Source organism: Shewanella sp. Pdp11 (assembly GCF_002838165.1).
Lineage (GTDB): Bacteria > Pseudomonadota > Gammaproteobacteria > Enterobacterales > Shewanellaceae > Shewanella > Shewanella hafniensis.
The window spans coordinates 3,773,500-3,798,688 of sequence record NZ_CP015194.1 but is presented as its reverse complement, the minus strand read 5'-3'; the positions used below and the strand labels follow the sequence as shown (position 1 = coordinate 3,798,688).

Annotated in this window: 21 protein-coding genes; 12 read left to right on the top strand and 9 right to left on the bottom strand. The window is 45.0% G+C overall.

The window, feature by feature from the left end:
• Window positions 1–186 precede the first annotated feature (186 nt).
• On the top strand, window positions 187–2,301 hold the full coding sequence (locus AYJ58_RS16805; RefSeq protein ID WP_106650992.1) for a S8 family serine peptidase: 2,115 nt from the start codon (window positions 187–189) through the stop codon (window positions 2,299–2,301).
• A gap of 10 nt (window positions 2,302–2,311) precedes the next feature.
• Window positions 2,312–2,776, top strand: coding sequence for a hypothetical protein (locus AYJ58_RS16800; RefSeq protein WP_106650991.1), 465 nt, complete (start codon window positions 2,312–2,314; stop codon window positions 2,774–2,776).
• 46 nt (window positions 2,777–2,822) lie between these two features.
• On the opposite strand, the gene AYJ58_RS16795 is transcribed toward AYJ58_RS16800, so the two are convergent.
• On the bottom strand, window positions 2,823–3,725 hold the full coding sequence (locus AYJ58_RS16795; protein WP_106650990.1) for a LysR family transcriptional regulator: 903 nt from the start codon (window positions 3,723–3,725) through the stop codon (window positions 2,823–2,825).
• A gap of 162 nt (window positions 3,726–3,887) precedes the next feature.
• Here AYJ58_RS16795 and AYJ58_RS16790 point away from each other — a divergent pair, with 162 nt between their 5' ends.
• Together AYJ58_RS16790 and AYJ58_RS16785 are read left to right on the top strand one after the other, a co-directional pair.
• Window positions 3,888–4,370 carry a DoxX family protein gene (locus AYJ58_RS16790; RefSeq protein WP_232790827.1) on the top strand — a complete coding sequence of 161 codons (483 nt, stop codon included), beginning with the start codon at window positions 3,888–3,890 and terminating at the stop codon, window positions 4,368–4,370.
• Between the two features lie 63 nt (window positions 4,371–4,433).
• Window positions 4,434–5,246: a DODA-type extradiol aromatic ring-opening family dioxygenase gene (locus tag AYJ58_RS16785; protein WP_106650988.1), complete on the top strand. Its 813-nt coding sequence runs from the start codon at window positions 4,434–4,436 to the stop codon at window positions 5,244–5,246.
• Between the two features lie 157 nt (window positions 5,247–5,403).
• Here the strand turns inward: AYJ58_RS16785 and AYJ58_RS16780 are convergent, their stop codons facing one another.
• Complete coding sequence (locus tag AYJ58_RS16780; protein ID WP_006082311.1) at window positions 5,404–6,279, bottom strand: 1,4-dihydroxy-2-naphthoate polyprenyltransferase; 876 nt, start codon at window positions 6,277–6,279, stop codon at window positions 5,404–5,406.
• A gap of 366 nt (window positions 6,280–6,645) precedes the next feature.
• Here AYJ58_RS16780 and AYJ58_RS16775 point away from each other — a divergent pair, with 366 nt between their 5' ends.
• From AYJ58_RS16775 to AYJ58_RS16760, 4 genes are all read left to right on the top strand, one after another.
• Window positions 6,646–7,584, top strand: a complete 939-nt coding sequence (locus tag AYJ58_RS16775; RefSeq protein ID WP_106650987.1) for an SDR family NAD(P)-dependent oxidoreductase — start codon at window positions 6,646–6,648, stop codon at window positions 7,582–7,584.
• A gap of 91 nt (window positions 7,585–7,675) precedes the next feature.
• Window positions 7,676–8,542 carry an acyl-CoA thioesterase II gene (tesB, locus tag AYJ58_RS16770; RefSeq protein ID WP_006085518.1) on the top strand — a complete coding sequence of 289 codons (867 nt, stop codon included), beginning with the start codon at window positions 7,676–7,678 and terminating at the stop codon, window positions 8,540–8,542.
• 1 nt (window position 8,543) lies between these two features.
• Entirely contained in the window at window positions 8,544–8,945 is a 402-nt protein-coding gene (locus AYJ58_RS16765) for a YbaY family lipoprotein (RefSeq protein WP_006082308.1), read from the top strand.
• Window positions 8,946–9,672: 727 nt separating this feature from the next.
• Window positions 9,673–13,569, top strand: coding sequence for a S8 family serine peptidase (locus AYJ58_RS16760; RefSeq protein ID WP_106650986.1), 3,897 nt, complete (start codon window positions 9,673–9,675; stop codon window positions 13,567–13,569).
• Between the two features lie 97 nt (window positions 13,570–13,666).
• On the opposite strand, the gene AYJ58_RS16755 is transcribed toward AYJ58_RS16760, so the two are convergent.
• On the bottom strand, window positions 13,667–14,548 hold the full coding sequence (locus AYJ58_RS16755) for a LysR family transcriptional regulator (protein ID WP_106650985.1): 882 nt from the start codon (window positions 14,546–14,548) through the stop codon (window positions 13,667–13,669).
• Between the two features lie 152 nt (window positions 14,549–14,700).
• Between AYJ58_RS16755 and AYJ58_RS16750 the strand changes: the two genes are divergently transcribed.
• Window positions 14,701–15,948, top strand: a complete 1,248-nt coding sequence (locus AYJ58_RS16750; protein ID WP_106650984.1) for an MFS transporter — start codon at window positions 14,701–14,703, stop codon at window positions 15,946–15,948.
• A 76-nt stretch (window positions 15,949–16,024) separates the two neighbouring features.
• On the top strand, window positions 16,025–16,165 hold the full coding sequence (locus AYJ58_RS21880) for a hypothetical protein (protein WP_157825782.1): 141 nt from the start codon (window positions 16,025–16,027) through the stop codon (window positions 16,163–16,165).
• Between the two features lie 58 nt (window positions 16,166–16,223).
• On the opposite strand, the gene AYJ58_RS16745 is transcribed toward AYJ58_RS21880, so the two are convergent.
• Window positions 16,224–17,162, bottom strand: coding sequence for a LysR family transcriptional regulator (locus tag AYJ58_RS16745; protein WP_106650983.1), 939 nt, complete (start codon window positions 17,160–17,162; stop codon window positions 16,224–16,226).
• A gap of 96 nt (window positions 17,163–17,258) precedes the next feature.
• On the opposite strand from AYJ58_RS16745, the gene AYJ58_RS16740 reads away from it, so the two are divergent.
• Both AYJ58_RS16740 and AYJ58_RS16735 read left to right on the top strand, forming a co-directional pair.
• On the top strand, window positions 17,259–17,693 hold the full coding sequence (locus AYJ58_RS16740; RefSeq protein ID WP_106650982.1) for a DMT family transporter: 435 nt from the start codon (window positions 17,259–17,261) through the stop codon (window positions 17,691–17,693).
• 9 nt (window positions 17,694–17,702) lie between these two features.
• Window positions 17,703–18,152, top strand: coding sequence for a DMT family transporter (locus AYJ58_RS16735; RefSeq protein ID WP_106650981.1), 450 nt, complete (start codon window positions 17,703–17,705; stop codon window positions 18,150–18,152).
• An 81-nt stretch (window positions 18,153–18,233) separates the two neighbouring features.
• Here AYJ58_RS16735 and AYJ58_RS16730 read toward each other — a convergent pair whose 3' ends face one another.
• The 5 genes from AYJ58_RS16730 to AYJ58_RS16710 form a co-directional block, all read right to left on the bottom strand.
• Entirely contained in the window at window positions 18,234–19,613 is a 1,380-nt protein-coding gene (locus tag AYJ58_RS16730; RefSeq protein ID WP_006082299.1) for a sigma-54-dependent transcriptional regulator, read from the bottom strand.
• 4 nt (window positions 19,614–19,617) lie between these two features.
• Window positions 19,618–21,414, bottom strand: coding sequence for a sensor histidine kinase (locus tag AYJ58_RS16725; protein ID WP_106650980.1), 1,797 nt, complete (start codon window positions 21,412–21,414; stop codon window positions 19,618–19,620).
• Between the two features lie 129 nt (window positions 21,415–21,543).
• Window positions 21,544–22,941 (bottom strand): TRAP transporter large permease, encoded by a 1,398-nt coding sequence (locus tag AYJ58_RS16720; RefSeq protein WP_006082297.1) that lies wholly within the window; start codon window positions 22,939–22,941, stop codon window positions 21,544–21,546.
• Complete coding sequence (locus AYJ58_RS16715) at window positions 22,941–23,678, bottom strand: TRAP transporter small permease (RefSeq protein WP_198555495.1); 738 nt, start codon at window positions 23,676–23,678, stop codon at window positions 22,941–22,943. Before AYJ58_RS16715 ends, AYJ58_RS16720 begins: the two co-directional genes overlap by 1 nt.
• A gap of 59 nt (window positions 23,679–23,737) precedes the next feature.
• Complete coding sequence (locus AYJ58_RS16710) at window positions 23,738–24,757, bottom strand: TRAP transporter substrate-binding protein (RefSeq protein ID WP_071939600.1); 1,020 nt, start codon at window positions 24,755–24,757, stop codon at window positions 23,738–23,740.
• Window positions 24,758–25,189: the final 432 nt, after the last annotated feature.

Below are 25,189 nucleotides of genomic sequence, written 5' to 3'. Positions count from 1 at the left end.
TTTATTTTTGTTTTCATTTCAATTTCTAATCTGTTAAAAGGTGTATCACCATTAAATGCTAATATTGGTTATTTGGTGGTTAAATAATAACTAAAATAACAGTATTTAATGCGGATAAAAGGCGAGTGAATTCTAGCTATCCAATATTAAATTATAAGATGTAATGACAAGAAGGAATGTCTATCTATGCGTATGTCCATTGTTGCATTAAGCATCACGGCCGCCTTATTGGCAGGTTGTGGAAGTGACAAAAAGGCTCCAGAGCCAGTCGCTAAGATCAACACAGCACCAACAACTGCTGATATGACCATTGATGTGTCGCAGTCTCTATTATTCACTGGCAAATTAGATGCGACAGATGCCGAAGGCGGTTTGACTTACTCTTTAGTTGATCCAACTGATTTAAAACTAGGTACTTTGACTTTAGTTAATAAAAGTACTGGTGAATTTAATTATGCTTCCAATGCCAGTGAAGGCACTGATGTTGTCAGATTTAAAGTATCTGACGGTCAGTATCAAGCTGAGGGCACATTAACAATTCATATCAAAAATGGCGATCCCTTATATGCTTATCAATGGCATTTGAAAAACACAGGCCAGAATTCTTTTGCATTGAATCGCGGTATTGCTGGCGAAGACATGAATGTCAGTGACGCAATTTCAAAGCAAGTTATGGGTCAAGGTATCACAGTTGCAGTTGTGGATGATGGCTTGGAAATTTCTCATCCCGATTTAGTGAACAATACTGTTAAGGGAGGATCTTACAATTTGATCACGGGTTCAGTTGACCCAACTCCTTTTTCTGGTGAATCAGGTCACGGTACTGCAGTTGGCGGGATTATCGCAGCAGAAGGTTGGAACGGTATTGGTGGTCGTGGTGTCGCCCCAAAGGCACAACTAATTGGTTTTAACTTCTTAGATTCCGATCCGACAGGTAAAGTTACAAATGTTCAAACATTTGAAAACTTTACAAAATCACATGGTGCTAGTGCCTACAGCGATAGTGCCCGTGTTTTTAACCAAAGCTATGGTTACAGCGTGCCTTTCCCGCACGGTTTTGAAGAGGATGAATCTGAAGTATACCGCGATGTGACGACTCAAAGCTTTGATGGTAAAGGCAGTATTTTCGTTAAATCGGCTGGTAATGGTTATGACTACTATCGTTTCAGTACCTTCTGGCTTCCAGGAGATTACTTTTCTGCCACAGCTGAAAACCCTGCTAACCATGGATTACCTTTCCATAATTCAAACATGTCCAGTGATAATGCAAACGTCTACAATTTAGTCGTTAGTGCAATTAATGCTAAAGGCGTGTTATCGAGCTATTCATCTGTAGGGTCTAATATTTTTGTCACTGCTCCAGGTGGCGAATATGGTGAAGTTAATCCAGCGATTGTAACAACAGACCGTGTAGGTTGTGAAAATGGATCTGCGATTGCAGAAGATCGCCCAAGCACACCGTTCCACGGTGGGTTACATCCTTTAAACTCAAATTGTGATTACACTTCGACAATGAACGGTACATCTTCAGCTGCACCAAATACTTCAGGTGCAGTCGCCGTGATCATGAGTGCAAACCCAGATTTGACGTGGCGTGATGTACGCAATGTTCTTGCCAAGACTTCAACCAAAGTGAATGCTGATATTGCGGCTAAAACCGTTACTATTGGTGAGGGCGATGCCGCTCAAGAATATGTTGCTATTCCGGAATGGCAAGAAAACGCCGCTGGTTATTCATTCCATAATTTTTATGGTTTTGGCCGAGTTAACGTAAGCGAAGCGGTAAAATTGGCTAAATCCTATGCTGAGGATTTAGGTGAATACGTGGTAACTGAATGGCAAGCGAGCCAAGAATTGGCAAAACCTATTCCTGATGCGGACGTCAATGGTGTTAGTGATACTCAGATGGTAGCGGATGATTTAATCATTGAAGCTGTACAAATCGAGTTAACGGCAGATCACTTACGTCTACCGGATCTTGCTGTTGAGCTAATATCTCCAGCAGGAACGAAAAGTGTATTAATGACACCTTATAATGGTTTGGTATATCAAGGTGTTATGGATAAAACAGATCCTGAAGATCTCATTGCAGGCTTTGATGCAACGCCTATGCTGTCTAATGCTTTCTATGGTGAATCAGCTAAGGGAGAATGGACTATCAAGCTTATTGATGTGAATAGTGGTAACTATAGATTTATTAAGTATGATCAAGGTTATATCTCTATTCCTAATGAAGCTGATGGAAAACTAAAAGGTTGGTCAATTCGTTTCCATGGCCATGCTGCCAAGTCTGCATCTTAAGGAGTATTAAATGAAAGCGTTGAATTTATCATTAGTTGCAGTTGCTCTTACGTTATCTGCGCAAGCTATGGCACATGACAAAGTTGATTTGATTGAACCTCAAGGTGAAACACAAGGCGTCACAGTCAGTCGTGCTGAATTTTTGGGTACTGACAACCAATATTTTGTCAAAACTGATGCTGGCGTGAAGCAAGCGAAACAGTTAACGAAAGGACAGAAAGTGGTGACTCAGTCTGGTAAGCCATTTGCAGAAATGACTGGCAAATTGGTTGTTAAGCTTAAACCTGGCGTTTCAGCTGAGGATTTTGCAAAAGTTCATGGCCTGAAAGTGGATTGGCAAAACAAGAGTAATTTACTCTTGTTAGCCGCTGAAGAAGGCACTGATCTCATCAGCTTAGTGAACGCGATTAAGGCGTCACCCGAAGTTGAACGAGCTAAGTTAGATCGCGCCATTGCCAAGCAAGAAGTACAGTAATTTTTGTTTGATTTAAAAGGGCCTATTGGCCCTTTTTACTTTGGTGTTATGTTTTAAATTCATCCACAGAAAAAGCGAGCAGCTTTTGCCAGAGTGCTTGGGCGACTGGGCCTAAAGGCGAGTGGGGTTTTCGCATCACATAGTAATCGAGTTGAATGTTGTTTTGTCTTTCGCGTAGTTCCAGTGCGATTAATGCACCTTGTTTGAGTGAATCTTCAATCATATAGTGCGGCAGTTTGCCCCAGCCCATGCCACTTTGAATAAGCATTTTCTTGGTATAAAAATCATTAACATACCAACGTCGTTGCCCCGCCTGTACCCCAAACTCAATATTCGCAGTACCTGAGCCCGTATCTTGGATCACGATTTGATATTCGTTAACGAGCTCTCGTGCGTAGCTCAGTGTCGGATGACGCTCAAGCATGCGCGGCGCGGCGACATCGAGCAGGCTACCGGAAAAAAGATAGGCTAATTCTAAATGGCTCGAACGTATGGGTTCAATTCCGCCCGCAGAGATGATGATTTCAGCTTTATCTTGATTCAACGCTTCGAGTGCACCAGTTAAAAATTCTTGTTTGAGAATAATTTGGGTATAGGGGAACTCATTTTGAGTCAGTTCTAAAATCGGTAGAATTCGAGCGAGATTGAAAGAGGCTTCAAAAGCTAAGGTGATACTCGCTTCGTTGCCTTTGGCTAAATGTTTCGCCACTTGCTTCATTTCCTGCGCTTCATTCAGCACCCGCTGGGTATGTTGCAGCAGTTTTCGGCCTTGCTCTGTGATGGCGAGTCGATAACCTTCACGGTTAAATAAGATGAGATCGAGTTGAGATTCTAACTGTTTGATACTTTGACTAATGGCGGGTTGGGTTTTATGTAGCTTGTCACTGGCGGCTTTGAGTGAGCCCGCCTCAGCCACGGTTTTAAACATCAGCAGTTGGTCTAAGGTCACTGGGATTGCTCGCAAGTCATAAAGTATTAGTTTATGAGATATTAGATTTTATTCCATATTTATTTATCTTTTATCGGCTCATAATCTACTCCATTCTCGCTCGTGGTCTGCGGATTTATGCCCAAGACTGACGGCAATATTAAGATCAATGGGGTGTGTGCGATGCGATTTTTAAACTTATGTGGTGCTAAGGGCTCAAGTATCAATGGCTTAGTTGCTGAGGCCGATACGCAGAAGCTATTCCTTTGTGCCAATACACTCAATCGCGCCGCCGCAACCGTCACACTGGCGATGAGCATAGTGTTTTTTATCTCAGGATTTGCCAAGTTATTTGGCGTGCCTATGTTCCATGTTCCGTTTACTTTGATGAATCTTCCCACCGGATTTGGCTATTTTATTGGTTTGATGGAAGTGATTGGCGCCCTTGGATTGTGTCTACGTGACTACCGAGTGCTATCGGCGAGCGGTTTGCTGGCGATTATGATGGGGGCGATTTATTTTCACTTTAACTATGAAGCGGCGATTAATGCACTGCCTGCATTGAGTTTATCGGCTGGACTTTTTCTGATTATCAAACTGGATGAAATTATTGAGCGTTTAGTGCGATTTCAGCGGCAGTTGGTGCTGAGTCGCTCCGCATTTTAAGCGATAAAATTGAGTCTGAAGTCAATCGTACAGTTATAAGTTTACCAACATGAGAAAGCCTTGATGCAAGTTAACGCGAGTCGAATGCCTGTGCTATTTGTGCCCCACGGTGGTGGTCCACTGCCTTTGTTGAATGATGCCAATCATAAAGAGTTGCGTATTTTTTTAACCTCAGTGACCGCGCCCATTGAAACCCCTAAGGCGATTGTGCTGATCACCGCCCATTGGGAAGAATCTGTGGTGACCTTGTCGAGTAGCCCTAAGCCCAGCATTTTATATGACTACTATGGTTTTCCACCCGAAGCGTATCAGCTGACGTATCCTGCACCGGGTGAGCCAGAATTAGCGGCGCAGATTGCGAATATGCTCGCGGATAAAGGTATCGCCGCCCGCTTAGATAGCGAACGCGCATTTGATCACGGTACCTTTGTACCACTTAAGTTGATGTATCCCGAGGCGAATATTCCAGTAGTGCAAATGTCGTTAGTCCACAGTCTCGATCCTGAAACCCATATAGCGATTGGCGAAGCTTTAGCGCCGCTGCGGGATCAAGGGGTATTGATTGTGGGCTCTGGCATGTCGTTTCACAATATGCGGGCGTTTTTCTCAAGCGATCCCACGGTCCAAAGTCGCAGCGCAGAGTTTGACTATTGGCTGACGCAAACATTAACCGCAAGCGTGAACACTGCCGAGGCCAAAACAGCATTGACTCACTGGCAAGCCGCCCCTGAAGCGCGGTTTAGTCATCCGCGGGAAGAACATTTATTGCCTCTGCATGTGTGTTTCGGCGCTGGTCACAGTGATTCATCCCAAGCGCTACGTAACTTTAACGGCATTTTATTAAATACACTGATCTCAGGCTATATCTGGCAATAATCTGATGTTGGATTTATGTCATTGAACATGGCAGTAAACCTAAGATTAAGCATATTCAGCCAATAAAAAAGGTTCGTATCCTCGACAGATACGAACCTTTTTTGTATTCAGTATTAAGCTTTTAGCGGCTTATAGCATTAGCCTAGCGGCTTTACTCTTATGCGGTAAACACTAAACCCACGCTAAACAAGGTACTGAAAATCATGGTTAACTTAGCCGTGCGGCCGAGTAACGGATTTAACGCTTCACCAGACACCGCATAGAAATCACTGCTGAGTTTACGGGCGATAAGCAGTGACAAACCCGCGAGTAATACAGGTAATCCAGGTAAAATCCCCAGTAGAAAGCCTGCAATCACTAAGCCGAAGGGCAGGTAAATCAGCGCTTGATATAACACTTTTGATTGTGCTTCGCCGATACGTACTGCCAATGTGTGTTTGCCCGCTTGGGTGTCGGTGCGAATATCGCGGGTGTTATTGACCAGCATGATCGCCGCATTGAACAGCCCAATGGCGCAGCCTAATAACCAAGCATTGATTGTTGTATCGCCCGCCTGCAGATAATAACTCCCCACGACGGCGACCAATCCAAAAAAGATAAAGGCCGCGACTTCGCCCAGCCCATGGGAAGCGAGGGGATAGGGGCCACCACTGTAACCGAGTGCACCTAAAATGGCGGCCGCGGCGAGAATCGCGATAGGCCAGCCTCCGTGCCAAATTAAATAGGAACCCACAGCAAGTGCCATTAATAGGCAAAATATCATGGCATTGCGGACGCTCGTTGGTGGAATTAAACCACTTTGCGTCACGCGAACGGGTCCTAAGCGTTCGGCCGTGTCTATGCCGTTTTTAAAGTCAAAATAGTCGTTAGCGAGATTGACGGCAATTTGTAATAGCACAGCGCACAGCATAGAAGTGGCAGCGATTAACCAGCTGTAACTCTCAAGATGCAGGGCGAGAATATTGCCTATCAATAGAGGACCTATGGCCGCGGGTAGCGTACGGGGTCTTATAGCTAAAATCCAAGGATTCATGGCGTCCAGTCGTTATTGGTAAATGGGAATGGTATCGAGCAAGGGCTCAATTAGCGCATAGCATAACAAGATTTAACACGAAAGTGAGCACTATCTAATAAACGCATTTAACAGAGTTTGAATTGGCGCACATATGTTCACTGATGTAGGCGGAGATTTGTCGTCAAGCTCAAAGAAAATCAAAAAAGTCTGTGTTTCTATAGCTGATGTTGTTGGAGACACTGCGCCGCCCAAGACATAGGCGTAACGCTAAATCCTATGTTCAACTGGAGATACCACAGGTGCTAGTCGCCTTATGCGGGTTGTTTTTGAGCATTCATTGGCTGCGTTTTGCCGCTACTGTTATGCCGATAAGGATATATTTGGATGCGTTTCGATAATAAGGTGGCGTTAGTCACTGGGGCGGGAGCAGGGCTAGGTCGAGCCTATGCCATCATGTTAGCTGAGCGGGGCGCGAAAGTGGTGCTCGTTGATCAGCCGTTATCGTCATCCGAGTCTATTTCTACCGACAGCGCTCAAACAATGTCGGCCAACTTAGCATTGATGCAAACCTACTGCAGCATTATTAAACTCGGCGGTGACTGTCTCTACTTTGTGCTTGATGTTAGCCAGCGGGATGAAGTAAACCGCATGGTCGAAGAAGTGATCCTACGTTGGCATCGCATTGATATCTTGATTAATAACGCGGGGGTCTACGGTGCTTGTCCGTTCGAGCACATTAAGCTTGAGCAGTGGCAACGGCAATTGGATGTCGATCTCAATGGCAGTTTTTATCTGACGCAAGCCGTTTGGCCCTATATGCAACAACAGGATTATGGTCGGATCATGATGACGACGGGAGCTTCGGCCTTATTTGGTGATTTGCATCAAGTCGGTTTCAGCGCGAGTAAAATGGCGCTGGTGGGCATGGTGAATTGCTTATCGATAGAAGGAGAAATTTATAATATTCGCGTCAATAGTTTATGCCCGCAGGCCGTCACAGCGATGACCGCCAAACATTTAGCAAGTGCGATTCAGCCGTTATTTTCCTTTGAGTCATTAACCGCCACAACGGCTTTTTTGGTGAGTGAACAGGCGCCCAATGGTCAACACTTGCTCGCAGGTGCGGGCAGCGTCAGCCATGGCATGTTTGTCGAGTTTCAGCCGATGTATTTTAATGAGGGGCTTTTTACGCCGGATAATCTTGCGCAGCAGTGGCCACTGCTATACCAATCCTTTCCTGTCACTTTGCACTCCAGTGGTGAGGATAAAGTCTTGTCTTGGTCTCAGTTAAGCGCGCTAGAACACCATATTAAAATTGATTGATTTGATTGTGAATAATCGATAGAAGACTAGTCAGCTTAAGGCGAACTGAGTTACCCTTTAGCATTAATGGCTAATTATGCAGTAGGATCCCATGAGTCAGGTATTAGACGATCTTTTATCATTACTTTCCCTTGAGCAAATTGAAATCGGCCTCTTTCGTGGTCAGAGCCAAGATCTGGGATTTGGGCATGTGTTTGGTGGTCAAGTGATGGGGCAAGCGCTGAGCGCCGCTAAACAAACCGTCCCCGCTGAGCGTAAGGTCCACTCATTACACTCCTACTTTTTACGTGCCGGTGACGAGAAGTTACCGATTGTGTATGAAGTCGAAAATATGCGGGATGGCGGCAGTTTTAGTGCCCGCCGCGTGAGTGCAATCCAAAAAGGTCGACCGATTTTCCACATGACCTGTTCCTTCCAAGAACCTGAAGAAGGATTTAGTCATCAAGCGATGATGCCGCAAGTACCAGGACCTGAAGGTTTATTGAATCAGCAGGAATTAGCGCTGACGATGCGGGATAAAGTGCCGCCTAGCATACTCGAAAAGTTTATGGCCGATGCGCCCATTGAGATGCGACTGGTTAATCCATTACATCCCTTTGCGCCCAAAGAAACCGAGCCGTACCGTCATGTGTGGATGAGGGCCAATGGGCCCATGCCAAATGACGCCCATATTCATGAATATTTACTCGCCTATGCCTCGGACTTTAACTTTCTCGTGACAGCGGCTCAGCCCCACGGCGTGTCGTTTTTAAGTCCTGGAGTGCGCATGGCGACGATAGATCATGCTATGTGGTTCCATCGCCCGATTAATATGGGAGAGTGGTTGCTTTACAGTATTGATAGCCCCAATGCCAGCGGTGGCAGAGGTTACGTCAGAGGGCAGTTTTTTAATCAACAAGGTGAATTAGTGGCTTCTTCTACCCAAGAAGGCCTGATCCGCATGGTAAAAGGACGTTAATATGTATCTGAAAATAAAGTCGTTTGTATTGTTCTCGCTCATGGCAATTCTACTTAATGGCTGCGTGACGGTGAAACCTGAACCCCCGATTATTATCAATGGCGCAGCGGGTTATTTAGAGAAAATTCCCTTGCCTCAAGGTTGCCAAATCACCATTGCAATCATTGATTTGAATACCCCGGGTATTATCGTCGCACAGAAAACCTTTAATATCGCCAGAGCGCCAGTGCCGTTTAAATTTACGCTGCCTGCAAAATCGATCGATAAGAGTATCCAATATGGCGTAGTGGCGATGATCAAGTTCCAAGACCAAGTGATCTTCCAAACCTATGACAGGTTCCCTGTCGTCAATAATGATAAGTTCACGACAGAAGTGTTAATGAAGGCGGTCATGGCGAATTAATCACTCCTAATTATTGCCTGCGCATTATTTTTGTATTGCTGAAGATGTAGCCCTTTCAATTTATATTGGAAGGGCTTTTTTGTGGTTAATATTCGGGTATCCATGTTGTAAATGTAAAATCAAATATGATTTTGCTTTACACAGATCTAAGAATATTAATGCATAAGTTAGTCTTTATTTATAAGGAGTACCATTTTGTAAAAATGGCATTCATACTAATTTTGTTTAAAACAAGTTGAAGGTAAGTTTAATTTGTGTTTAATTTTATTTTTTAAAATGTTTATTTTGTAACAAATGTTTTTTTGCGAATAATAATATTTTTACGGTCACTCGTTCTGTTTTTTAGTGCACTATCTTGGTGCTCAAACATTTAAGAGTTTTAATTAATATACTGATTTTAAATAACTATTTGTGTTTCACATTTTTGTTTATGAGCTTTAATTTACCGGCTATTCAACCTGCGAAACAATCTATTTCTCTTTTTTAAGATAAATAGAAGCTGATATACGATTTACTGAATAACGTTCTGTTAACTTAATGTTTTAATTTGTATCTTAGCGTGTTACAAATCGTCGCGATAAAACTCAGTGATCATCATCACAGTAAATTGAATGGTTATTCATAAAAAATGTCAGTTACAGGTGACGTTCTTGGTTGTTGCAGTGTATTCATGCCACCAACCTGAGTTTTATAAATCATACAACTTATAAGAATTAGGGAAGTCACAATGAAAACTAAAATAGCACTAGCAGTGTCTATGGCGCTGTTATCGTCGTCGGCAAATGCGCAAACCGTTTTATCACCTACGGGTGAAACCTTGCAGTTAGATATTCCAAGTGAACTACAAGCCACGTCATTACGCGGTAATGCTGCCGGAGCTGAAGTTAAGTTTGTACCAGAAGCGGATTTAGGCGAGGGTGAATTTACTTATATCGTTCGTTTACGTGACAGTTCAGTCGCCAATTATCAAGGAACGACTCCTGGCTTTAAAGCGACTAGCTCACAGAGAGTGCAGACAAGTGGCACTTCAAAAGTCGCGGTGAATGGCAAACTCGATGCTTCAAGACCTGAAGTTAAAAGTTATGTTAGCTATTTGAAAGTCAAACAAAACCGATTTTTAGCTAACGCGAGTGCAGCTATTGGCACCAATCTGCAGCCATTAACGACCTATCAGTATGCGTTAAACGGTATGGCAGTTCGCATGACTCAAGCTCAAGCGAAGAAAATGGCTGAGTTACCTGAGGTTGCGTTTGTTGAGCGCGAACGCATGGAACAAATGGAAACCGACGTCAGCCAAGCGCTTATCGGTTCTCCAAATGTATGGGATGGCAGCGCAACGGGCACGAAAGCCATGGGTGAAGGTGTGATTGTCGGTATTATCGACTCAGGCATTAACTCTGACCATGCTTCATTTGCGGATGTTGGCCAAGATGGTTATGACCACACTAACCCATTAGGTCAAGGCATCTATATTGGTGACTGTAAAACTGACTTCGCCAGCATGTGTAACGACAAACTGATCGGTGTCCGTAGCTATCCAGAAATCACCAATAACTTTGATGACGTAAAAGTGTATGGTGACATCCCCCCGGCAAAAAATGGTGAGGATTACGGTGGACACGGTTCGCACGTTGCTAGTACAGCAGCGGGTAACATTTTAGTTAATGTCCCTTACGTGCAAGGTGAAACGGGTAAGTTAGAAGGTGATGGTATTGCGACGGGTCTTGAATTTGCGCAAATCTCAGGTGTTGCACCACATGCAAACATCATAGCTTATCAAATCTGTAATCCGGGTAATGCGGGCGACACTTATTCTGGCTGCCCGACCGCACCTATTTTGAAAGCATTAGACGATGCAATCAAAGATGGCGTCGATGTGATCAACTTTTCGATTAGTGGTGGTGGAAATCCGTGGAATAGTGCAACAGAACAAGGTTTCTTAGCTGCGCGTAATGCGGGTATTTTTGCTGCAGTCGCTGCGGGTAACACTCGTGGCGCAACAAACACGAGCCCTGCAATTAATCAAACGCCTTACTCTACACCTAAAAATGCACCTTGGTATACGTCAGTTGCTAATTCGACCCACAATCGCGACATAGTACGCGCCGTTGAATTTAACGGTAAAAACTACCACTACACTGCTGGCTCTGGCCCTGTTCAAACTGAAGTGCTCAAAGGTGTGCCTGTTTATGCAGGCACAATTGATGCGGCCAATTTTGAAGCCTGTAAACCATTCGCTGCTGATGCTTTTAAAGATAAGATCGCTGTTTTAAGACGCGGTGGTTGTTCATTCGATATTAAAGTCGCTGCGGCGAAGGAAGCTGGCGCTAAAGGGGTGATTGTTTTCAATAGAGATGGTGAAAATAATGCGCGCCTGATCATGTCTGGGTTAGATAAATTGGATATTCCAGCGGTATTTATTGGCGATATCGATGGCTTAGAACTGATTGCTGCTATGGCAGCAAATCCAGCGCTTGAAATCACGCTGTCTCCAACTCCTAAAGTCGTCAGTAAAGAAGCGGATGTTTTATCAGCCAGCTCCTTGATTGGACCTAACCTAACTAATGATGTACTCGTGCCTTATGTTGCTGCCCCAGGCAGTGACATCTACGCTGCTTATTCGGATCAACAATTCGGCCATGATGAAACAGGGACAGATCCTGCTGATTTCACGTTGATGTCAGGTACTTCAATGGCGAGTCCTCATGTTGCCGGTGCTGGCGCGTTACTTAAATCGCTGCATAAGGATTGGACGCCAGATAACATTCGTTCTGCGTTAATGATGACAGCAACGACAGCCCAAGCCATGAAAAAAGCCGATGGTAAAACCGTTGCAGATCCGTTTGACGTAGGCGCAGGCCGTATTCGTGTGGATTTAGCGGCAAAATCTGGCTTAGTGATGGATGAAAGTGCCTTAAACTACGAGATTGCTAACCCTACAACAGGTGGCGATCCACGTAAGCTAAACATTCCAAGCATGGCTGATTCACGTTGTATCGATACTTGTACTTGGACACGTACTGTCACTGCAACGGCTGACGGTAGCTGGACTGCAAAAGGTGTTTCCGCAACCGATAAGTTCGCGTTAACTGTGATGCCAGAAAGCTTCAACCTGAAAAAAGGTGAGAGCCAAACTATCACAGTGACTGCTGATGTGACTGACGTGGGTGCAAGTTGGGGCTTTGGTAACTTAGTATTAGCTTCAGAAGCCTTCCCAACGGCTAACATGCCGATCGTGGCTAAGATTGCTAAACGCGACTTACCTGCGGTTGTTAATGTTTCAGCCTCACGTGATGCCGATGAGCGCAATTTGGCTCACTTGAAAGCAATTGATCTACCGGGTGTTGCGGCGACAGTGACTGAACTTAAGTTAAGCGCTACTTATGAATCAAGTGTGAAACAGGATTCAAATACCGATAGTGCATTTGATGATTTAGCCGATGGCGTAAAAGTATTTAGCTTTAACGTTGAAGACAAAGCGTTATATTTCAATGCATCAATCGGTAATACCACCTCTCCTGACTTAGATATGTTTGTGATACTCGATAAGAAAGATGGTAGTAAGCTTTCTATCGCGGCATCTTCTGCGTTTGGTGGTTCAAAAGAAAGTGTGTCTATTAAGGACCCAGTGAAAGGTGAGTATATTGTCGTGATACAAAACTATCAGGCATCTGCAGCCGATGCGGATGATGCTTTTAGTTTGAAACAAGTGACCTTATACGATGAAGCGGGTGATAACTTAACGGCAAATCTTACCGGTGATCATAAAGATTTCAACGTCAACTTAGCTTGGAAACAAGCGATGTTAGTGGGCGATGCTGGCTTGGCAATGCTGACTCTGACCACTACTGATGACAAAGTCGCACCGGTTAAAATTCCGGTTATATTTGAGCGCGTCAGTGATGATGTTTTACCGCCTCTAGGTAGCACTGTTTCTGGCGAGTTAACGCCAGGCGCCGCTAAAATGATGAAGACCCGTGTCGAAGCGAACAAAACGCAAGAAACCCGCGTTTACACTTTAGAGGCGTTATTACCAGAAGGTCACGAAGTGGCTAATATCAGCCATCAAGGTACACAAGTGGGTAATAAGATCACTTGGACTATCGAGATGGTCTCTGGTGCATCGGCACAAGATGTGACGTTTGACTTAGTGCCACGTAAGGCAAGCCAAGACAACCTTGTGACTTTGACCAACAAAGTGAACAACGAGTCGGCTGAAATCTTGAAGCAAGAATATCAATTTGATGTTCCAGAAGTGGCGCCAGTGGCAGTGATTGAAGCACCGGTATCTGTTCAAGAAGGTAAACCACTGTTTATCGATGCGAGCAAGTCATCCGATGCCAACAATGATCCATTAACCTACAAATGGACTCAGTTAGGCGGTGCGAGCTTTAACTTTGACGCTAATGCAGCCAAGCTTAATCTCGTGGCGCCAGAAGTGAGTGGTACAGCTCAAACAGTGTCATTCCAACTGACTGTAGCGGACAACCATGGCAATAAAGATTCAAGTGTCGTGTCTGTGTCTGTGACTGAAACACCCGCTAAGAAAGATGATGGTGGTTCATTAGGTTGGTTAAGCTTGTTATTGCTACCATTTGCCTTTGGTCGTCGTAAACAAGGCTAATCGCTTAAGGTTAAATCGCAAGGTTTAACAGTAATTTAATAGTAAATAGAGAAGGGCTGATATTGATATCAGCCCTTTTTGTTTTAATCGGTTTAGGTCAGCGATTTGACATTAAAAAATCGACAAAGGCGCGGTCTGCTTGACTGACGGGGCGTTGTTTTTTCCATGCGATGTGCAGATTCAAAAATACTGGTGGATCGAAGGGCTTAGCTAAAATGTCATCTTTTGAGCTTATGGCCATTTCGAGCACGCTGGTGATCCCAAATCCTTGGGAAACAATCTGTTTGATAAGGTTAATCAGATTAGTCTCGAAGGCGACATTGGGCTTTTTCCCCAGATCCTTGGCTTGCGATAAGATCCACTCGCGGTGGAAATAACCTGTCTTGAACATCACTAATTCATGGTCGAAAAAGTCATTGAGACTGACGGCGTTATGTTCCGCTAAAGGGTGTTCGGCTCCCATAGCGATCACCATTTGCTCACGGATTAACAGCTGACTATCAAATTCGGGTTGTAGGTCTTGGGCGGTAATGATCGCAATATCCACTTCTTCCTGTTGCAACATACGCAGTGCGTCGCGCGTCCCGCCTTCAAACAGTGACAGTTTCAACTCGGGGTATTTATGCCGAAAAGCCATTAAGCGCGAGGGCAGGTAGAAAGATCCCAGCATGCCCGGCACGGCAATACGGACTTCCCCCGAGGTGAGATTCGCCATGGCACGGATTTGCGCTTCGGCCTGCTTAAGCTGTTTCAGGATCAAAGTGGCATGTTGATGCAGGACTAAACCTTCGGCCGTGAGTGCGAGCAGCTTGTCATTCTTGTTGCTCGTACGATTAACCAAAGTCACGCCGAGTGCGACTTCTAAGCGCTTGATACTTTGGCTTAACGCCGGTTGAGCCATATTCAGTTTCTTGGCTGCGGCGGTAAAGCTGCCAGTACTGGCAAGGGCATCTAAATGTTTGAGTTGGCGGATATCCATCAATCGGGCCCATACTGTTGAATAGTGGCAAGGTCGGTGCTTTGTGGCTATAACAAAAATCAATGATAGCGATAGATATTATCTATTATTGTTATGTTATGCCCAGTGATAACCTTTGTCTATCCTATGAGTGATGCTTTGTCGAGGCTCCTGTGCAAGCCGTGTTAGATACTATGATTGATCATAAACAGCGTGATACCCGACTGATGTGGGCGCTATGTGTTGCCTCTGTGGTGGTGTATATCAACTTGTATCTGATGCAAGGCATGCTGCCGCTAATTGCGGAGCATTTTGCGGTATCAGGGTCTAAAGCGACGTTAATCCTGTCAGTAACCAGTTTTTCCTTGGCCTTTTCATTGCTCTTGTATGCGGTACTGTCAGATCGTATCGGTCGACACACGCCGATCATTGTCAGCCTGTGGTTGTTGGCGTTATCTAACTTATTGTTGATTTGGGCACCTGACTTTAACGGGTTAGTGCTAGTGCGATTGCTGCAAGGTGCGTTACTCGCTGCCGTGCCAGCAATTGCGATGGCGTACTTTAAGGAGCAGTTGTCACCGAGCACTATGCTCAAAGCCGCAGGCATTTACATTATGGCGAATAGCATTGGTGGCATTGTTGGCCGTTTACTCGGCGGCGTTATGTCGCAGTTTTTATCTTGGCAAGAATCCATGTGGCTGCTGTTTTTAGTCACCTTAGCGGGCGTGGCTTTAGTGAACTATTTGCTGCCTTCACTTGCCGATGCGCAGGCCATGTCAAAGAGTAAAACTGAGCCCTCTTTATCAAAACGCGCCCGTTTAGCCCAAGATCTTCATGGCTTTAGCCATCATCTAACCGATGCACAAATGCGCTTGGTTTACGCGATTGGCGGCTTAACCTTTATGATGATGGTGAATCAATTTAGTTTTATTCAGCTGCATTTGATGGCGGCGCCCTATCAATGGAGTCGCTTTCAAGCAACCTTGATTTTTCTGTGTTATTCCAGCGGCACTATTGCGTCGTATTTCACCGCTAAATGGCTCGCCAAATTTGGCCAACATAAGTTATATCAGTGGTCTTGGTGCGTGATGTTGCTCGGCAGTTTACTGACCCTGTTTGATACCACTTTAACCATTAGCTTAGGTTTTTTGATGACGGCCTGTGGCTTCTTCCTCACCCACAGTTGCTGTAATTCCTTTGTCGCGATGCGCGCCAGTCGCGATCGGGCTAAGGCGACATCACTGTATTTATGCTGTTACTACTTAGGTGCGGCGATTGGCGGCCCTTATTTGATGATGTTCTGGCATGAGGCGCAGTGGCGCGGTGTGGTTATGGGGTCGTTAACCTTACTGGCCTTGATTGCCTTGGCCATCACCCGTTTACATTACCATCAAACCAATGACGTTCGTGCGCTTGCATAGGCTTTGACAGGGCTATTGTTGTTAAAGCAATAAAAGAAAAAAATCGCTAAGCTATTATATCAATTGATTAAATCAAATGAATAAAGGCCAACATCAACTGTTGGCCTTCGTTTTTGGTGTGGGTCGTTTGATAAGCTGGCTCAAACCTGCAAATCATACTCGTTATGCGGAATGTGGGGCTGAGTTTCATGCCTTGAGTCTTATGGTTGATATTTAAGCTCACCTATTAAGTGCCCGATTTAATGTATTTGTTGCAGCTTAAGTACAGCGATTCACTAACCTTGATATTTCCAGTAGGGCGGACTGCCATACACCTCAAGAAAGTAGTCAATCACAGCGCGGACATTCAATGAGGGAGTGCGAGAATTTGGATAAATGGCAGTAATGTAATGCTGATCAATTTTTATCGCTGATTCGCAGTCCGTGAGCAATGAAATAAGTTGTCCATTTTTAAGAGAGTCACCGATTAACCAGTCAGGAAAGAGGACGATTCCCATATCATTTAATGCGGCTATGAGTAATGTTTCCGCATTATTTGAGGTGAGGATTGGGGTGATAGGCTGATGCAGCCATGTCGTCTTGTTCTTGTTAAAAAACCAGCGATTTTGACCCGAAGATCCGCTATAGACTAAGCATTGATAGTTTTTGAGATCGGCGGGTTCAGTGGGCATGCCATGCAGTGCTATATACGCTTTGGACGCCGCAAGATGATAGGTTTGGCTTCCCAGTATTCTTGAGTGGAGTGATGAATCAACCAAAGTGCCAATACGAAAGATAATATCGGCGGCACTAACATGCGGATCGATATAATCGTCTGTTTGTGTGAGCTCCACTTGTACCTGCGGATATCGCCTTAAAAACCCCGCTAACCAAGGCGCAATATGTCGCTGCCCGAAAAAAACCGGGGCATTAATTCTGATCAATCCCTTAGGTTCTATCGTCCTATCTAATAATTCATTGCGGACTTCATTCAGTTGATCTGCCATGGAACGCGCATATTCAATGAAAATCCTGCCCGATTCCGTGGGTATTATTGCCCTGGTATTTCGATAAAACAGCTGCTGTCCCAGAGAATCTTCTAGTTGGCTGATGACTCTGGAAATCATCGAGGGAGAGACCCCTTCCTTTCGAGCCACAACAGAATAGCTTTTGCTGTCATAAACGCCGATAAAAAACTTTAACGCTCGCATATTGATTGAGTTTATATCATTCATTTTTGCAAATTCTGCACAGGTGTTTCCTGCATTGTCTCATTTATTGGTTTTATCGACTAGGGTACTCTTGCTGCCCATAATCACAGGAGCTTATGTATGCAGTTTTTAATGATTTTCTTTGTTGTGCTAGGAGGGGCGGGATTATCCGTTGAAGCGGGCCTCCTAGGACCTTTAGGTGCTGAAGTCGGGGAGTTATGGGCAACCTTTAGCATTTTCGGTGTCGGCGCAGCACTCACCTTTATCTTGATGCTGTTTTTCAGTCCTCGAAATAGTCCCTCATTTTTCGCGCAACCCTCTTGGACATTAACGGGCGGCGTGCTGGGCCCTATTTATGTGGTGATACTCACGATCGCGACACCAGCAATTGGGATTGCTATGACAATGATCGGTATTTTAGCGGGCCAAGTTGCGAAGAGTTTGCTGATTGACCACTACGGTTTATTTGGTACAGCGCATAGACGAATTGATACCAAACGTATTGTGGCACTGCTATTTATCGTCGTAGCATTAGTGCTGATGGCGCAAAGTTAAGGGCGAGTTATGACATTGATTATGATTATGTTGGCTGTGATTGGCGGTGCTACCTTGAGCATGCAAGCGGCGATAAATGGACAACTGGGGAGTAAAGTGGGGGTGTTTCGCAGTGCATTTTTAACTTTTTCGACTGGAGCCTTGATCACTGGATTGTTGATTTTTTATTTTGAACCACCTCAAGCAGTGACATTGTTGGATGTGCCTAAATGGCAGTTATTAGGTGCAATGTGTGGCGTGCCTTATATCGTTATCATGGTGTTAGCCGTTCAGCGGATAGGTACAGCTGTCGCAACCGTTGCGGTTATTTTTGGACAACTACTAATGAGTATGTTGATTGATAATTTTGGCTGGTTTGGCAATGAAACGATTCACTTTTCTACAAGTCGAATCGCCGCCGTGATCTGTTTGGGAATTGCACTTTATTTTATACATTCAAGTAATAAAACGTCGGCGTAATAGATGATTCAGACTCATTTTTATGCTGTGATAGCGAACCCAGCTCAAGCTGGGTTCGCACTCTCTTGTCATCGAAATGAGCTAGTCATCGGAGTTAATGTACTGCTTGCGGTCTAAATCATATTTACGCATTTTGTCGTAGAGGGTTTTACGGGGCAGTTCCAACTGCTCCATTGTTTGCTTAATGCTGCCCTTGTTGTGGCTAAGCGCTTCTTCAATCAGTACCCGCTCAAAAAACTCTACCCTTTGTAGTAAGGACATACTCGAGTGCAGGCTTGGGGTGTTGCCCAAAGTGCCAGCAAAGGCAGCTTCTCCGCCCAGCAGTACAAAGCGTTCGGCGAGATTACGTAACTCACGCACATTGCCCGGCCAGTCGTGGGAGGTGAGTATGGCGTTTTGCTCGGCATTTAAGGCAATAAGCGCTTTGTGATAGCGTGCCGATGCGACGCGGGCAAAGTGCAGGAACAGTAAAGGAATGTCTTCACGGCGATCCCGCAGGGGAGGGATAGGCACAGTCACCAGATTTAAGCGATACAACAAGTCTTGGCGAAATTCCCCCGTGTCACATAGGCTTTTTAAATCCACCTTAGTGGCGGCAATCACCCGTATATCAAGGCTGATGCTTTTGTTTGACCCTAAGCGTTCAACTTTTCGATCTTCAAGCACTCGCAGCAGTTTTACTTGCAGCGACAGTGGCGTACTTTCAATCTCATCTAAGAATAACGTACCGCCGTTGGCGTATTCAAATTTGCCAATACGCATCTTATCGACGCCGGTAAAGGCACCCGCTTCGGCGCCAAAGAGTTCACTTTCAATCAGATTCTCGGGAATCGCCCCACAGTTGATGGCGACAAAGTTGGCTTGGCTGCGGCTGCTATGATCGTGTAAATAACGGGCGACGAGTTCTTTACCTGTGCCTGTTTCACCTTCGATTAACACATCAGCTGGGGTATCTATCACTTGATCTATGATGTGGCGCATGCGGTTGATGCCGACACTGTTACCCAAAATGCGAGGGCCTGGTACGCTCTGACTTTCGAGATCCTTTTTAAGCTTACGGTTCTCTAAGGTCAGGCTGCGTTTATCTAAGGCGCGCTTGACCACATCGAGTATATGCTCGTTATTAAAGGGCTTTTCGAGAAAGTCGTAGGCGCCTTGCTTCAGGGCATTAACTGCCATGGCGATATCCCCAAAACCTGTCAATAGCACAACGGGGAGGTCGGGGTCCTGCAGCCGGATTTGTTGCATTAAGCTGATGCCATCTAATTGCGGCATGTTGACATCCGATATCACCATTCCCGCCCAATCTTTATGCAGGTGCTTAGCGATCCCTTTAGGCTCTGTGGTGGCGAGTGCCTTAATGCCCTCAAGTTCAAATAGCTGAACGAGAACTGTGCCTATGTGCGGCTCATCGTCGATGATGAGAACAGAATAATCTTGGATGGAATTGGGCACACTCATAAGACTAACGTTCCTCAAGCAAATAAATAGGTAAAATAATCTGGAAAATGGCGCCACCCTCTTCGGCATTGGCAACGTTAATTTGGCCTTGCATGGATTCGATAATACGCTGTGAAATCGATAAGCCCAGGCCTAATCCGTGTCGCTCGTTAGTGGTAAAATAAGGTTCGAATATTTTTTCCATTTGGCTTTCGCGCACACCTGGGCCTGAATCTTGGATGCTGATGCAGAACTTATCTTCACTGGTCACGCGGATGACCAAGCTGCGTTTAACCGATTGTTGCATAGCGACAATGGCGTTGCTCATGATATTGACAAACACTTGCTGTAATCGGACTTTATCGCCCCAAACCTGATAGTTGCCATTGGGTAACTGCACATCGAGTTCAACGCCTTGCTTGTCTATTGCGGGCTGAACTATGGTCAACGCTTGTTTGATACAGCGGCCAATATCGGTGGCGCTATCCGTGCCTTGGCTCTTGCGAGTAAAACTTTTAAATTGGCCGACAATATCGGCCAATCTATCGGTTAGTTCAATAATAATCTTGATATTATCCAGTGCCTTATCTTGCATATTACGGGCTAGAAAGGTTTGAGTATTTTGGGCGTAGCTGCGCAGTGCCGCAAGCGGCTGATTAAGCTCATGGTTAATGCTGGCGGATAAACTGCCGATCACTGTGAGTTTTGCAGCTTGGATGAGTTCATCCTGAGTGTCTTTCAGCTGATGGTTCGCCTGCTGCAAGTCCTGAGTCCGTTCTTCGACTCGCTGTTCTAACAGGCTTTGTGCCAGCTGCATGCGCTGTAGGTTGCGGCGACGCTCGGCGCTAAATAAGATGCTGAGTGCCAGCAACAGATAAATACTGGCTGACAGTAACATTAGTGCAGGTAAAGACGACATCAAGGGTTTGATGGGCGCTAAGATGTGCACCCGCCAGCCAGCTTTGGCCATTAACTGATGATTATCCATGTATTGCTCATGATCTCTGCCCGTTTGCAATTGGTAGATCATGGCTTGGCTGCCACTCTCATAGGGTGGTTTCATCAACAGTTCACCTATGGGGCGTTCCGCGTAACGCTTTGATGCATTAAGCGCATATTGTTTGGCTTGGGTAAGTGGAGTGAGTGACTTTAACCGCCACTCATCGACGCTAGAGATAAAAACAATGTCTTCAGGGTCGCTGATAAGGAATTGGTATTGACCCGCAATGGCAATGCTCGTGCTTTGCTGCTCGATACCGCTAATGTCCACTTTGACTATGATAGCGCCGAGTATGCCTTTACCGCCTTGCTGATAAATAGGGTAAGAAAAGTAAAACCCACGCTTATCTGAGCTGGTACCCACGGCATAATAACGGCCTAAATTGCCCGAAATAGCATCGGTGTAATAGGGTCTAAAGGAATAATCCTTGCCAATAAAGGAGAAACTCTGTTGCCAGTTACTGGCGGCAATCGCGATCCCTAAGGCATCAATCAGATAAATATCGGACGCCTCAGTGACATGCTGTATTTCTTCGAGATATAAATTAAGTTCTTGGATCTTATCGGGGTTTTGTTGGTCGTTGAGTACATTGGCGAGCATAGGGTTCGTCGAGAGCACGTGGGGAATGCTTTCGTAGCGCGATAATGCACCATCGAGAAAGCTGACTAATTCTTTTAGTTGTTTCTCCGATTGCGCTTGGATCTCTATTTTACCTTGATGCAAATGCACCCAATAGGTCAGTTTGAGCGTTGCAAATAGGCCTGCAAGTAACACTACAGTGAGAAAGAGGCGTTTCTTGGCCTTAGGCGTCATGGGCAACATGGTGGCTATCCTGATAAAGCGACGGTATCAATCACTGAGATTGTGCATCATAAAACAAAGCGAGCCTGACTAGGCTCGCTTAAAAACTAACTGTAATCAAGGGGTAATCTCACAACCTTGAATTGCAGATTAATAACCACGCATCGAATCCAACCATTCTGGTAAGAAGAGCGAAATCTGTGGCACGTAAGTGATCAAGGTTAAGAAGGCTAACATCAGCAGTAACCAAGGCAGAACCGATTGAATGACCCAGCCAATACTCTTACCCGTGATCCCCGCGGTAACAAAGAGGTTGAGCCCCACCGGCGGCGTGAGCATACCTATCTCCATGTTTACCACCATGATGATACCTAAGTGAATAGGATCTATGCCTAAGTGAGTCGCGATAGGGAAGAGGATCGGCGCCATAATCAGTACAATTGCCGATGGCTCCATAAAGTTACCAGCAGCAAGCAGCAGTAAGTTAACGATGATCAGGAAGCCCCAAGCGGGTAAACCCATGTTAACGATATGCTCAGCGATAATATGTGGAATACGCTCAGTGGTTAATACATGCGCGAACAACATAGCGTTAGCTATGATAAACAGCAACATGATACTGACCTTAGCACCATCACGCACTACGTTACGTATGTCTTTGTCGATAGGCGTTTTAATTAGCCCTAGGAACATGTGACCTAAGTTACGTGCGGCGGCTTTAGGTAAGCTTTCACCTTGATTGCGCCAAGCCACCTCTTTTAATGGTCCAATGTCACGGTAACCAAATACCGCAATAAAGTACGCATACATACAAGCCACAGCCGAAGCTTCAGTCGGGCTCGCAACGCCGCCATAGATAGAGCCGAGTACGATAAGGATGAGTGCTAATCCACCCAAAGCTTTAGCGCTTGAAATCCCTAGTTGTTTAAAGCCTGGAAAAGGACGCGAAGGCAGGTTCTTAAAGCGGGCGACGATGTAGATAACGATCATCAGTATGAATCCCATCATTAAGCCTGGGATTAAACCTGCCATAAACATTCTTGCTGCGGACACTTCGGTCGCTGCCGCATACACCAACATCACAATGGACGGTGGGATCAAAATACCAAGTGTGCCTGAGGTCGTGATAACCCCCGCCGCAAACTTCTCGGGATAACCCGCTTTAACCATGCCCACAATCACGATTGAACCAATCGCCGCTACGGTTGCGGGTGATGAGCCTGAAACCGCCGCAAACAGCATACAGGCCATAACAGATGCCATCGCTAATCCACCACGGACATGTCCAATACTGTCCATGGCAAAATCGATAATCCGTCTCGCGACGCCACCGGTTGAGAGGAAGGCGGATGACAGAATAAAGAAGGGGATAGCGAGTAGAGTGTAATGCTCCGATGAAGACTCATACAGTTTGAGTGCAACTGAGGCTAAGGAGTCATTCGAGAAAAACAAAATGGTGAGCATGCTGGAAAAACCTAACGCGATAGCGATAGGCATACCGAGAAACATACATACTAATAGGGCGGTAAATAGGGTTGCGATCGCCATTATTTAGTCTCCTTTTCGTCAGAGACGGATTCTTCATTGGCGTTTTTAACGCTTTCATCGATTAAATGCATACTTTCTTTCGCTTCATCGGCAAATTGGAAGCCAGTGACTTGGTCACGTAGGATGGCAATAAAGAGTTCGGCGAATCGCCAAGTTAACATCGAAAAACCAATGATCAAGATGCTCTGGGATAACCAAATTGGTACCGCGCCATCTTCAACATCAATCCTTAAGGTGTTCCAAGCAAAGTCTGGGTCGATGTTTTGTAATGGAGTTAATAGATCTTGTCCAAGCACGTCTTTATATGTATCCGCAAAAGATTTTAGAAAATCTAGGTTGAAAATATGTAATAGAAATTGGGGGAAATGAATATCTTCCATAGGCACACCAATTTGATACATCTGGCTTAAGTAATCCCAACTGCCTTTTAAAAACAGTCCGCAATAGACGATACAGACAAAGGCGGTAACGAGGGACGTTATCTTTTTGGCCCGAGGCGCTAAGTTTTTAACGAAGGCATCGACACCAATGTGCGCGCCAACTTTTACCCCATAAGACATACCAAACAACACAAACCAACCGCAAAAGGTCAGTGTGAGTTCTTGGATCCACAGAAAACCCGTATTGAAGAAGAATCGTGCGACGACTTCTGAAAACACTAACAACGTCATCAGAGTGATCAATAAATTGAGCACACCTTCTTCAAAATAACCAAATATTCGCGATATCACAGCCATAATCCCCTCGCTGAAATGGCCGCTTAACCTCGGTTGAGGTTAAGCGGCTATCATCATTATTATTTATTTGCAGCTACAGCAGCTTCAATCACATCTTTACCGATTTGATCTTCAAACTTAGCCCAAACTGGTTTCATCACATCGACCCATTTTTGACGTTCAGCAGGCGTTAAAGTCACTAACTGTGAACGTTTAGAATCTAGGATTAACTGTTTGTCTTGGTTATCTTTCTCAGCGGCAATTTTATTACCTAATGCGATAGATTCATCTAAAGCTTCTTTGATGATCTTACGTTTGTCAGCGGGTAAGCCTTTCCAGAAAGTGTCAGAGGTCACGACCATATAGTCGAGCACACCGTGGTTACTTTCAGTGATTTGGCTTTGCACTTCATAAAACTTTTGTGAGTAAGTATTTGACCACGTATTTTCTTGACCATCGATAGCGCGGGTTTGCAGCAGGGTAAATACTTCAGAGAAGGGTTTTTTCACTGGGATAGCACCGACAGCATCAAACTGAGCAGCCAGCACATCAGACGCCATTACGCGGAACTTCAAGCCGTTTGCATCAGAAGGATTTTTAAGTGGCGTGTTAGCTGAGAACTGTTTCAGGCCATTGTGTAAATAACCTAGACCGACAATCCCTTTACGGGTCATAGAGTTCAGCAGTGTTTGACCTGCTTCACCTTGTTGGAAACGGTTTACCGCATCCATATCATTGAAGAGGAAAGGTAAATCGAATACTTGTAGGCGTTTAGTGTAACGTTCAAATTTTGAGAGTGACGGCGCAACAAATTGCACGTCGTTTAATAGTAGTGCCGCTAACTCGTTGTTATCCCCAAATAACTGTGAGTTAGGAAATACACTGACCTTGTATTCACCCGGTAAACGTTGTTCAACGAGTTCTTTAAATTTAAGTGCCATTTGGCCTTTAGGCGTATTTTCTGCCACAACGTGCGAAAACTTAATTTCAATAGGTTCTGCAAATACGTTAAAGCTGGTTGCGAACACGGAGGCAACGGCGAGCATTTTGACTAAGGTTTTGAGTGGACGGGTCAATCCAGTTTGTTGATTCAATGTCATCTTGAGTTCCTTTTTCTGTTGTTAGGATTTGTCCTCAGTCTTGGTTAGTTTGTTACCAAGTTTGAGTAGGAATACAGCCTTGATTTCCCTGAGGTCTGTCTTACTAAAGGCAAATACCACGCCAACTTACACTGACTTCTGTAAGTGTTTGGTTACTAAAGTGTAGTTCATTTGATGTTTGTCACACTTTTAGTTTTGTGGGTGAGATCTCGCTCACAGTGATTTTCTATTTGGGTGGAAACCCACCCATGGTGCGGATCTGCCTCAAATAGATAACCCTTGGCGGTGCAGGTTTATTAAACAAACTTAGTTATTTTGAGATCAAAAAATGCCGCAAAAGTATGCGCTACGCTGAAAATGCGTGATGGATTATTTTGGGATAAGCAGTGTAGGCTGATTGTGTGGTTAATTGCGGTCAAGTCGATGGCGTTT